General features: G+C 52.9%; 9 protein-coding genes. 7 read left to right on the top strand and 2 right to left on the bottom strand.

Annotation, left to right across the window (positions count from 1 at the left end; genetic code table 11):
* Window positions 1-16 precede the first annotated feature (16 nt).
* Window positions 17-2,200, bottom strand: a complete 2,184-nt coding sequence (locus tag O3276_RS24195; RefSeq protein WP_332328300.1) for an NAD-glutamate dehydrogenase domain-containing protein — start codon at window positions 2,198-2,200, stop codon at window positions 17-19.
* 37 nt (window positions 2,201-2,237) lie between these two features.
* Window positions 2,238-4,865 (bottom strand): NAD-glutamate dehydrogenase domain-containing protein, encoded by a 2,628-nt coding sequence (locus O3276_RS24190; RefSeq protein WP_269673599.1) that lies wholly within the window; start codon window positions 4,863-4,865, stop codon window positions 2,238-2,240.
* Window positions 4,866-5,110: 245 nt separating this feature from the next.
* On the opposite strand from O3276_RS24190, the gene O3276_RS24185 reads away from it, so the two are divergent.
* The 7 genes from O3276_RS24185 to O3276_RS24155 all read left to right on the top strand — a co-directional run bounded on the left by O3276_RS24185 (window position 5,111) and on the right by O3276_RS24155 (window position 12,343).
* On the top strand, window positions 5,111-6,082 hold the full coding sequence (locus O3276_RS24185; RefSeq protein WP_269673598.1) for an AAA family ATPase: 972 nt from the start codon (window positions 5,111-5,113) through the stop codon (window positions 6,080-6,082).
* A 42-nt stretch (window positions 6,083-6,124) separates the two neighbouring features.
* Complete coding sequence (locus O3276_RS24180; protein WP_269673597.1) at window positions 6,125-7,063, top strand: DUF58 domain-containing protein; 939 nt, start codon at window positions 6,125-6,127, stop codon at window positions 7,061-7,063.
* A 58-nt stretch (window positions 7,064-7,121) separates the two neighbouring features.
* Window positions 7,122-7,619 carry a DUF4381 domain-containing protein gene (locus O3276_RS24175; protein WP_269673596.1) on the top strand — a complete coding sequence of 166 codons (498 nt, stop codon included), beginning with the start codon at window positions 7,122-7,124 and terminating at the stop codon, window positions 7,617-7,619.
* Window positions 7,612-8,649: a vWA domain-containing protein gene (locus O3276_RS24170; protein ID WP_269673595.1), complete on the top strand. Its 1,038-nt coding sequence runs from the start codon at window positions 7,612-7,614 to the stop codon at window positions 8,647-8,649. The genes O3276_RS24175 and O3276_RS24170 overlap by 8 nt, the downstream gene beginning before the upstream one ends.
* Window positions 8,642-10,567, top strand: a complete 1,926-nt coding sequence (locus O3276_RS24165; protein ID WP_269673594.1) for a VWA domain-containing protein — start codon at window positions 8,642-8,644, stop codon at window positions 10,565-10,567. Before O3276_RS24170 ends, O3276_RS24165 begins: the two co-directional genes overlap by 8 nt.
* On the top strand, window positions 10,561-10,890 hold the full coding sequence (locus tag O3276_RS24160) for a BatD family protein (RefSeq protein ID WP_269673593.1): 330 nt from the start codon (window positions 10,561-10,563) through the stop codon (window positions 10,888-10,890). The genes O3276_RS24165 and O3276_RS24160 overlap by 7 nt, the downstream gene beginning before the upstream one ends.
* Before the next feature lie 79 nt (window positions 10,891-10,969).
* Complete coding sequence (locus tag O3276_RS24155; RefSeq protein ID WP_269673592.1) at window positions 10,970-12,343, top strand: BatD family protein; 1,374 nt, start codon at window positions 10,970-10,972, stop codon at window positions 12,341-12,343.
* Window positions 12,344-12,474 lie beyond the last annotated feature (131 nt).

The following is a 12,474-nucleotide window of genomic DNA, read 5'->3' as shown; positions in this document are numbered from 1 at the left end:
CAGGCTGTCTCAGTCACTAACCATGCAAGCTAACCTGAGCCAGATCCATTAACTCACGATTAGCAACGGCAAACATGGCCAGGTCGGCCTGTGGCGCACTGCGTATATCGGCCAGCATATTCTGCCAGCGGGCTACCAGGGCATGGTTATCCATAATCCATTTATCGATGGTTTGCTCAATGGGTACGCCATCCTGCGCCATGGTGATGAGCCCTTCGGATAATTTACGCTGCTGCCAGCTCAGTTCATCCCTGGCGCTGTCCCGTGCCAGAGACTGCCAGTGATTAGTCACTTCCAGTTGCGACAGGGCATTACCATACCAGGTCAGCTCCAGGCGAGAACCTATGGTAAAGAAAGTCCTGATGGCCACCTCCAGGGGAACCCCGGTTTCGTCGGCTACCCTGATCACCGGCAACACACTCAACAGATAACGCTGCCCGGCAACCACCAGAGCCAGCGCCTGTGGAACGCCTTGTGCAACCATACTGTCAACGGCCTTGTCCAACTCTGCCTTTTCTTCTTCACCGAGGGATTCGGTAAAACAGGAGAGGAATTTCTCCACCCTGGGTCCATAATGTTCAACACACTCGGCCGGTATCAGATCCTGACGCTTCAGGCGGATAAACCAGCGGGTAGTTCGCCTCACCAGTTTGATCAATGCGCCCATCATCCGGTACTGCAATGCACTGGAAACCTTATGATCCAATTGCTCAATCATCATCCAGTAACGGGAAACATTAAACACATCACGACTGGCACTGAAGGCACGGGCGATCTCGGCCGATGACGCCCCCGTAGTCATCTGCAGCCGATAAACAAAAGTAATCCCCATCATATCAATCAGATGATTGGCAATCTGGGTAGAGGTAATCTCCTTGCGCAAGCGATGTTTTCTGATCTCCTCCGGGAAGCGGTCCACCAGAATCCGGGGAAAGGCACTGTATAATTCCCGGGTCAGATATCGATCATCAATCACCGTCGAGTTCAGTAACGCTTCTTTCAGGTCAGCTTTACTGTAGGAAATCAACAGAGACAGTTCCGGCCGGGTTAACCCCTGCCCATTAGCGGCCCGTTCGGCCATCGCTTCATTATCCGGCAAAAACTCAATGGTTCTGTCCAGCTTACCCCGTTCCTCAAGGTGCTGCATAAAACGACGATATTCGCCCATTCTTGAGGCAACGTCCGATTCAACTACAGAAATCGCCTGGGTCTGACGGTAGTTATTGGTCAATACCAGGGCGGCCACTTCATCGGTCATGCTTTCCAGCAGCTGGTTTCGCTGTTTAATGGTCATATCGCCATTGGCGACCATATCATTCAGCAGAATCTTGATATTGACCTCGTGATCAGAACAGTCAACGCCACCGGAATTATCGATAAAGTCGGTATTCAAGCCACCGCCCTGCAGCGCATATTCCATACGCCCCAGTTGACTCAGCCCAAGATTCCCCCCTTCCCCGACCACACTGGCCTGAACTTCACAACCATTAATTCTCAGTGGATCATTGGCCTTATCCCCCACGTCGCTGTGGGTTTCGTTCATTGACTTGATGTAGGTACCGATACCGCCATTCCATAACAGATCAACCGGGGCCCGTAACATACAGCGAATCAACTCATTGGGTGGCAGATGACTGGCGGTAATACCAAAGCGATCTTTCATTTCAGGACTGATGGCGATTGACTTTGCCTGGCGGGAAAAAACGCCCCCGCCCTCAGAAATAAGACTGGTGTCGTAGTCTGCCCAGCTGGAACGGGGCAATTCAAACAGACGACGGCGTTCGGCGAAACTCGGATAAACATCCGGATTGGGATCAACAAAAATATGCAGATGGTTGAATGCACCGATTAAAGCAATGGTTTCGGAGCACAGCATACCATTGCCAAAAACATCTCCGCCCATATCGCCAATACCAATGGTAGAGATCACATCCTGCTGGACATGTATCCCTTTTTCCCGGAAGTGCCTCTGCACCGAAACCCAGGCACCTCTGGCGGTAATCCCCATCTTCTTGTGGTCATAACCCACACTGCCCCCGGAAGCAAAGGCATCCCCCAGCCAGAAGTTGTAATCCTGTGCAATGCCGTTGGCGATATCGGAAAACGTTGCCGTGCCTTTATCAGCGGCCACCACCAGATAACTGTCACTGTCGTCATACATCACCACGCCATCCGGATGAACCACGTCACCTTCCACCAGGTTATCGGTGATATCCAGCAGTCCTCTGATAAAGGTTTTATAACAGCGTATCCCCCTCTGCCATTATCGCTTCCCGACTGCCATCAACCGGTAACTGTTTGGGCACAAAACCGCCTTTGGCACCAACGGGGACAATAAGGGCATTTTTCACCTGCTGGGCCTTGACCAGTCCAAGAATTTCCGTTCTGAAATCTTCCACCCGGTCAGACCAGCGCAAACCGCCACGGGCCACCTTGCCCCCTCTCAGGTGAACACCTTCGACAATGGGCGAGTAGACAAAAATTTCATACAGTGGCACCGGTTTGGGAATGTCCGGTATCTCCCTTGCCGCCATTTTCAGGGAGATATACGACTTGGCACTGCCTTCATCATCCTGCTGATAAAAGTTGGTTCGCTGTGTTGCCTTGATCACATCCTGATAACACCGGATAAGCTTGTCTTCACTCAACACTTCCACCTGATCAAGCCCATGGAGAATTTGCTGCTGAATATGCTGCTGGCGGGCAAGCCGCTGGGTTATGGACAGCTTCAGCATGGGGTTGAAGCGAACCTCAAACAACGCCACCAACAACCGGGCAATCTCAATGTTATTGCACAACGTTTCGGCAATATAAGTCTGACTGAAACCGACACGAATCTGCTTCATATAACGGGCATAAGCCCGAAGCATGGCAACCTGCCGCCAACTCAGGCCAGCAGATAATACCAGCCGGTTGAACCGGTCATTTTCCGCCTCCCCGAACCAGATTTTTTCAAACGCTTCCCGGAAGGTGGGACCTACTTTTTGCAGATCAATGGTAATTCGTGAATCGAAACTTAATTGAAAGTCATGGATCCAGATGGTGTCACCGGAAGCGGTGTTAATCAGGTAGGGATACTCACCGAGCACACGCAGACCCAGGTTTTCAATAATTGGAATCTGGTCAGCTAACGGCAGGGGCTCGATAAAATGGTACAGCTTCAGGTGAACCAGCCCGGCGGCATCGTCCAGTGACTGGTAAAATCCCATGGCCAGCGGCCGGTCATTGTCCATTTTTTCAAAATGGCGAATATCCGTCACCGCAGACTGAGGCTTGAACGCTTCCTGATAGGCGGCACTGAACCCATCGGAGAACCTTGCCAGCAGTTTATTCCCTCGCACCTCCCCAAAGGTTTCCAGCACCTCTGTCCTGAGGTCATCATTCCAGGATGATCCCGCGAGCATAATCTCCCGGGTAATCACGTCCAGGTTGTAATCAATCCGCCCTTTCAACTTGAACACGAAATGAACTCTGGCCAGGATCGACTCGGAAAAATAGGTGGTAAACTCGCTGTCTTCTGCCTCCAGCCGGTGACAGAGAATGTTTTCCACCCGCCGACGGAAGCGGGTACTGTAGATATCCCTTGGCACATAGACCAGCGCTGAACAGAATGGTCCGTAGGGGTCCTGGCGGATAAAGACTTTTATCTGTTTCCGCTCCTGCATTCGCAGGATTGACATCGCGGTCTGAAAAAGTTCGTCCTGACTGGTCTGAAACAGTTCATCCCTGGGGAAAATCTCCAGTATCTGCACCAGGTCTTTGCCATGATGGCTTTTGGGGTCCAGACCAGAGCGTTGCAGGATCGCCGACACCTTGTTACGGATATAGGGAATGGCGTAGGGCGTCTTGCGATACACCGGAGAGGTGTAGAGACCAACAATACGTGCCTCACCCACAATGCGCCCCTGCTCATCAAAGCGTCGCACAGTAATAAAGTCAGGATAGGCTGGCCGGTGAACACTGGAGCGGACAGAAGCTTTGGAGAAAGAGAGCCGCTCGGTCAGCTCAAACAGATCATGTTCGATAAAGGGCTCCAGTGACAGCTGACCGGGCTGACCTTCATTAACAGGTTTCAACAACCCAAACAGTGACTCCGACGGTCTTCTCAGACGACGACTGCCTTCATGTTCTGTGACAATCAGTTCCTCGTACCCCAGGAAAGTGAAATTATCATCCAGCAGCCATTCCAGAAAGGCCTGAACCTCATCGTCCTTTTTCAGCAAGCCACCCGGCATCGCCCCCGGCTCTCCGGCCATCGCCGCCAGCCTTTTCACCCGTCCGGTCATTTCATCGAAGTCATCGACAACACGACTGACATCTCTCAGCACCGCATTTAATTGGCTCTCCAGCTGGTCCAGTTGACTCTGGTCTTCACAACGGTCGATTTCGAGATAAACAAAGGCCTCCTGGCAAACAAATTCACCTTCACCCCGTTCATCCCCAAACTGCAAAGTCATGTCTGCGGCACGCCGGGAGTAGAAGACGCCATTGCGCAATAAATGAATGGTCGAGCCATAATCGTTCAGCTTCATCCTGAGCGAGTCCACTACAAAAGGCATATCCCGATGGAGGATTCGGATGACGGTATGGGTTGAGTGCCAGCCGTGCATGTTGTATTCCGGATTGATCACCTCAATGCGCGGCTGGCCCGGATTATGGTATTGAATAAACTTCCAGAATGAGTGAGTAGCGCCCAGCAGTTCCTGCCAGTTGCCGGATACCAGGTCCTCATGGGTATCCAGTGAGTAATACCGATAGACAAACTCATGAAAGCTGTCCAGCTGCTCTACCGGAATATGGGTAGCCAGATCACTGATCAGTTTATCCAGAGTTTCTTCACGCTCCTGACTATTTAACTGCCCCATCCCTGGCCTCTCCATTTTGAATAGATATCTGTTTAAAAATCCATGTACTAGACCATCGGCCTTGGCAAACCTATATTGAAGGGCGCTGTGGAAAATAAGATCTTTAAGCAGTTAACCGTAAAGCATTCGACAAGACACAGGGATGGGACTTATCAATAGCGCAAATGACTTGTAGAATTTCCAGACTGAAAAGTGGTGCCATGCACTCTCTTTAAAGACGCAGACAGATTGCCAGGTTGAAAAAAATGTCATCAAGCCACTGTTTTACCCAATTCAGTCAGCTGAAAAACTACCTCTCCAGCACCATCATTGGCCAGGAACATCTGGTTAACCGCCTGTTAACCACCCTGCTGGCTGACGGACACCTGCTGGTTGAAGGTGCGCCCGGCCTGGCCAAGACCAGAGCCGTTAAAGCACTGTCCGATGGCCTGGATGCCGATTTCCACAGAATCCAGTTTACCCCTGACCTGCTGCCTGCCGATGTCACCGGCACCGACATCTATCTGCCGGAAGATGGCAGCTTCCGGTTTCAGCCCGGCCCGATTTTTCACAACCTGATTCTGGCGGACGAGATCAACCGCGCACCGGCCAAAGTTCAGTCTTCATTATTGGAAGCCATGGCCGAGCGGCAGGTCAGTGTTGGCCAGAAAACCTACCCATTGCCTGAGGTCTTTATGGTGATGGCCACCCAGAACCCCATTGAACAGGAAGGCACTTACCCATTGCCGGAGGCCCAGCTGGATCGCTTTATCATGCATGTCCGGGTGGGCTATCCCGATGTGGCAGCAGAGCGGGCAATTCTGAAACTGGCCAGGGGCGAAGCCATGCAGACACCGGTTGAGCGCCCCCAATCCCCGCTTACCCGGGAAGAAATTCTGCAGGCTCGCCAGGCAGTGCTGGCCGTGCATATGGAGCCATCGGTTGAGGAATACATTGTTCAGTTAATTAATGCCAGCCGCCACCCGGAGCGTTACAGCGATCAACTCTCAGGATGGCTGGATTACGGTGCCAGCCCCAGGGGTACCATTGCCCTTGATCGCTGTGCCCGCGCTTATGCCTGGCTGGATGGCCGTGATTATGTCACCCCTGATGATGTCCAGGCGATCGCTCACGATGTGCTGCGCCATCGCCTGCTGTTGACCTTTGAAGCAGAAGCCGAGGGTAAGGATGCAGACCAGATCATCAACCAGCTATTAGACATCGTTCCCATCGCCTGAACTGATTCACACATGCATATAAAGGGCTATCAGAGACAAGCCATGAGTGGAGCCTACTGTACATTACAGAGCCTGGTTAATCTGCGGTTGTCGGCCAGGGACCTGCCTCTGTTTCGCCAGGGACGCAGCCAGCGGCAGATGCTGGGTAACGCCCGCTCCCCGTTCAAGGGCCGTGGTATCGACTTTGAAGAAGTCAGGGCCTATCAGTTCGGGGATGATATCCGTTCCATCGACTGGCGGGTCACGGCCCGGAGAATGAAGCCGCACACCAAAGTATTTCAGGAGGAGCGGGAGCGGCCGGTGATGATTTTGCTCGACCAGAGCCATGCCATGTTCTTTGGCAGCCAACTGAACTTCAAATCCGTCACTGCGGCGGAAATCTCCGCCCTGATTGCCTGGGCCACCCTTAACCATGGTGACCGGATTGGCGGTGTTATTTTCAATGAACATGAGCTGAATGAAACACGACCAAAGCGTTCCAGAAAAACCCTGATGCACTGGCTTAACCAGACGGAGCGGATGAACCAGAAACTCCGCCTTGCCTCCATAGCCAGTATGGATGCGGAACATGGGCTGGCCAGAACCCTCAGGCACACCCGGCGAGTGGCACACCCCGGCACCCAGATATTTCTGATCAGCGATTTCAGCCATGTTAATAAAGAGTCCGAACAGCATCTGGCTCAGCTGGCCCGGCACAATGAACTGATGGCGATCAAAGTGAACGACCCTCTGGAGCAACACCTGCCAACTCCGGATCAATACCGGATAACCGATGGCATGCACAATCTGTCGGTGAACACCGGCCACCCTCAGCTGCGCCAGCAGTTCCATCAGCAGTATCTGACGCACCATGAACAGCTGAAGCAGATGCTGGCACGGTATCGCATCCCGCTGCTGGAGATTAATTGTGCCACACCCTCCGCGCAGCAGTTGTTGGGGCTGTATGGTGTCAGGACGAACAACAGGGAGCTGGCTCAGTGAAGAGATATTTGGTGGTTAACGCCTGGTTTGAGCTTACGGCAGCACAGAGGACTTAGTTATGGACCTGCAAAATCCTCTGGACCAACTCCGCCCGAACCATCTCCCGGACCCTGTTGGATTATGGCCACCCGCCATTGGCTGGTGGCTTCTGGCGTTGATCGGTATTGCCCTGATGGTTCTGGTTACCGTCTATAGTTGGCGTCGCTGGCAGAAAAACCGTTATCGCTCTGAAGCACTGCTGCAAGCCAGAAAAATTCATGCTGACTATCAGGTTCACCAGTCGCTGCACAGACTGGCCAATGAATCCAATGAACTGTTAAAACGGTTAGCCTTGCACGCGTTTCCTGCAAACAAGGTTGCCGGGCTGAGTGGGGCTTCCTGGTGCCAGTTTCTGGCGGATACCGGTGATATGCCCGACTTCCTCAACCACAGCGCCTTCAATAACCACCGCTATAACCCGCAGACACCGCTAACGCCAACCCACGGCACTCCTGACGAGATGCCAGCAAACGTGTATAAACTCACCCGGCAATGGATAAAGAGACACCATGCTTGAGCTTGAATGGCCCTGGATACTGATTGCCCTGCCCTTACCTCTGCTGGTTTATCGATGGGTCAAACCAGCCAGCAGTAATAATGATGCCGCGCTGTATACCCCTTTTTATGGCAAGCTGTCGTCCATAGTGGGAGAACAACGGGCAGAACAGGAAACGCCTTCTGGCAAACGAATCATTCTACCCGGTGTGATCTGGCTACTGCTGCTTATTGCTGCCAGCAAACCGGTCTGGCTGGGAGACCCCGTTGAGATACAAGACAGTGGTCGTGACCTGATGATGGCCGTTGACCTCTCAGGCAGTATGGAGATCAAAGATATGGTGCTCAATGGCCGTCAGGTTGATCGGCTGAGCGCCACCAAAGCGGTGATGAATGACTTTATCCAGCGCCGCCGTGGCGACCGGCTTGGACTTATCCTGTTTGGCACCCAGGCCTATCTGCAAACGCCGCTGACCTTTGACCGGGAAACGGTCAAAACACTGATGAATGAGTCGGCTATCGGGATGGCGGGCAACAAGACAGCCATCGGCGATGCCCTGGGTCTTACCGTCAAGCATCTTCGTAAGCGCCCCGAAGACAGTCGGGTGCTTATCTTGCTGACCGATGGTGCCAACACCGCCGGAGAGATCTCGCCACTGCAGGCTGCCCAGATTGCCCGGGAAGAAGGCATCAAAATCTACGCCATCGGCCTCGGGGCTGAAGAGATGGTGGAACGCAGTTTCTTTGGCTCCCGCCGGGTTAATCCATCGGCGGACCTGGACGAGCAAACCTTACAGGAAATGGCAGAACTGACAGGCGGTCAGTACTTCCGGGCCCGCAACATTGATGAACTGAATAAGATTTATGCGCTGCTGGATCAGCTTGAACCTGTCGTTCAGGAAGAAGAGGTGTTTCGCCCCAGCAAGAACCTGTTTTTCTGGCCACTGGGGCTGGCGCTGCTGCTAAGCCTGATCCCGGCAATGATAAAGATCAATTTCTCCAGTGCTCTTAACCACTGGCAAGCTGACAAAGGGAAGGCTCACCATGATTGAATTTTTCTCTTTGTTTATAGATCAATTCCATTTTCTCAGACCACTCTGGCTGCTGATGCTACTGCCCTGCATCACCCTGGTGTTCCTGCTCTGGCGACAACATCGGGATCGGGGCAGCTGGTCTAAAGTCATTGCCCCTGCTCTCCTGCCCTGGTTATTGGCAGGAGAGCAGGGGCAACCGGCTCGCTGGCCGCTGATGCTGGTATTGACTGGCTGGGTGATCGCCTCTCTGGCCCTTGCCGGGCCTGCCTGGCAGAAGGAGCCGGTCCCTGTCAGTAAGCATCAACAGCCCTGGGTGGTTGCCGTTGATCTCTCCTATCACATGTACGCGGCGGATCTTTCCCCCAACCGCCTGACCCGGGTTCGGTTCAAGCTGCAGGATCTGTTTAACCAGCGCAGTGAAGGACTCTCTGCCCTGGTCGCCTACGCTGGTTCTGCCCATACCGTAGCGCCACTGACAGACGATAGTCGTACATTAAACAACCTGACCAAAGCCCTTGGCCCTGACATTATGCCCATACAGGGTAATGACCCTGTAGTAGCAGTGCGCCTGGCAAAACAGCTCCTGACTCAGGGCAGCAGTGAGTCCGGCGATATTTTGCTGGTTACGGGCTCCATGACCGCAGCACAGGCGGAGCAGATTTCCAGTCTGCTGCAGAACAGCGGTATCCGTTTATCCATTCTTGGTACCGGAACGGAACAGGGGGCACCGATTCCATTGCCTGATGGCGGTTATCTGAAAAATCAACAGGGAGCCATTGTCGTCCCTCAGCTGGAGCAATCCCGTCTGCAGTCACTGGCCCGGGCCAATGGCGGTGGATACCAGACCATGACCGTTGCAGCTACCGACCTGCAAGCCTTAATGCCAGCAGGCAACACCAATCCACTATTCAGTGAACAGATATTAACTGAGCGTGAGTTTGATCAGTGGTATGACGCCGGTTACTGGTTGGTATGGCTGCTATTACCGGCTGCCCTGCTGGGCTTTCGCCGTGGGTGGTTAGTACTGATCATGGTCTCCCTGTTGCCGGTCCCTCAGGATGCCATGGCATTGAGCTGGAATGACCTTTGGCAGACACGGGATCAGCAGGGGCAGAAGGCGCTTCAGGAGGGGAATCCGGAGCTGGCGGCCAGCCTGTTCAATGATCCGGCCTGGAAAGCGGAAGCCTTGTTCCGGAATCAACAGTTTGAGGAATCTGCAACAACCCTGAACTCTCCTGATGATCAAACGATTGAGCCAATATCAGCTTACAACCTGGGCAATGCACTGGCCAGGGCAGGCAAACTTCAGGAAGCCATTGACGCTTATGATCAGGCATTATCCCAACAACCCGATATGGAGGATGCCAGGTTCAATCGTCATCTGCTTGAACAGTTATTGCAGCAGCAGTCAGACCAATCGCAGCAAAATCAGGAAAACAACAGTCAGCAAAATAACACCCGACAAGAAAGTGGCCAGGGTGAAAATAGCCAACAGCAGTCCCGGAGCGATAATAACCAATCCAGAAACAACAACCGGGATGACGCTGCTCCTGAAAATGACCAGACAGGTGAAAACACCAGTGCGCAGGAATCTTCATCGCAACAGCGCCCGCAGAACAACCCCCCAGTTGATCAGAACCAGCAGCAAGATCAACAACACGCCCAATCTGAACCGTCTGAAGATAAGGACAGTACCAGTCCATCGCAACAATCCGCTCAGGCAGAAAAAAATAAAGTTGATGATAAGGCTCCGGAAACAACGGCCAGCGCTTCGGATGAAGGGAGGGATGAACAGCCACTTTCTCCCGAACAACAGGCTATTGAAAGCTGGTTGAGAACTATTCCTGATGACCCTGGTGGTTTATTACGCAGAAAGTTTCTGCATCAGCAACGCTCTTCGCAACAGCAAAACAGAACGGAGGAGGCATCATGGTAAATCGAAAGTCATTTTATTTGATGTTGACCGCATTGATCAGTCTTTCGGCTTCCATGGTGGCCAATGCCGCATTTACCGCCAGTGTTAACAGAACATCACTGGCCAGCCATGAAACCCTGGAACTCACCCTGCGCACGGATGAAAGTTCCAGTGACGCCCCGGACCTGAAACCCCTGGAGTGGAGTTTTGACATACTGGGCACCCGGCAACAGAACAAGACCAGTATCATTAACGGTAAAAGAGAGTTTACCCGCGACTGGGTGGTTACCCTGGCTCCGAAACAGCAGGGAACCCTGGTGATTCCCCCCCATCCAACTGGGTGACCGGCAATCTGAAGCGGTTACCATCACCGTCAACGATAACCGACCCGATGACCCGACAACGGATACCGGCCCAATCCTGATGAACGCCGAGGTCAGCAGTAACAGTATTTATGTCCAGCAGGAGCTGATCTTCACCCTGACCATTCTCTCCAGAGTCCAGCTGTATGATGATAACCGGCTGAGTGCCCTGGATATCAGTGATGCGTTGATTCAGCAGCTGGGGGAAACACGGAAACTGGATACTATTATTGAGGGTATTCGCTACCGGGGATTTGAGTTGAAGTACTCGATTCATCCCCAATCGGTGGGCGAAATAATCATACCATCACTGACCTTTACCGGGGTGGCGGCCGAGCCCCGGGATCCATTTGGCAGTTTCTTTTCCAGTGGTGGCAAACCCGTACTTGCCCGCTCCAGGGAGATGCAAATTGAGGTAAAACCCAGACCTGAAAACTACCCTGCCAGTGACACCTGGTTACCCGCGCGAAAGGTAACGATTCAGGAGCAATGGAGTCAGCCACCGGACAGTTTGCAGGTGGGGGATGCCATTACCCGAACCATTACCGTCAATGCCGACGGTCTCAGTGCCGCACAACTGCCGCCTATTCTGATGACTCAGCCAAAGGGAGTGAACAGCTACCCGGATAAATCCGGGACAGCAGACCGGGAAACGGCCAATGGTGTTCAAGGGCAGCGCACGGATTCCATAGCCATGATTCCAACCCGCCCCGGAAAAATCACATTGCCCGCGATTGAATACACCTGGTTTGATACAGCAAGTGGCGAGACTAAAACCTCCAGACTGCCTGCAACAGAGATAGAGGTATCCGCCGATCCAAACGCGAATGCCTTAACCGTGGCCTCCCCGACCACATTACCAACAGACCAGCCTGCTGAATGTCCGGATCTTGCAAGCGTTATCAATACAACACCGCTGGAGCCTGCCAGCATCTGGCAGACACCTGTCTTCTGGCAGTGGTTAACCGCTTTTTTTGCACTGTTATGGCTGGTGACCCTGGGGCTCTGGCGGTTCAAATCCGGTGCCGCAACAAAGTCAGATCAACCCATCACTAACATGGGTGGTCGTCATCAATCCGGGAAACACGCCTCTGAAGCAGCAGCATTCCGGCAACTGGAAGCTGCCTGCCTGCAGAACGATGTTCGGTTGACGCTGAGTGAACTGAAAAACTGGTGTCGCATATATCTTAACAACAACCTTAACAACAAGAACCGGACTTCATTGACCGACTGCCTCAACCAGCTTGGCTCACAGGAACTGAGCGAGATCTGCCACCAACTGTCCGCCAGTCTTTATCAAACTCAGGCAGGAGGGGCTGCCACAGCTGCTAAAGAAGAGCAGTTGACCGCATTGCTGGCAGTGTGCAAAAAGCTCAAAGGTACAAAGTCTGGTCGAAAAAAAGATCAGCTGCTCGGTGAGCTGTATCCCGAATAGATCCGCTTAACTTGCTGGGAGCATCCTCTCAGCAAATTCATTTTATGCCATTTTGCCCCTGCCCCAATACATTCTGCCTAACCGTCCAACAATAAATTGCCATCAGGCATATTTAGCAAAAGCCGTCGCTC

It is taken from the genome of Endozoicomonas sp. GU-1, from assembly GCF_027366395.1.
Taxonomy (GTDB): Bacteria; Pseudomonadota; Gammaproteobacteria; order Pseudomonadales; family Endozoicomonadaceae; genus Endozoicomonas.
Note: the sequence above shows the minus strand (reverse complement) of the source record. Positions and strands in the feature narration are given on the sequence as shown.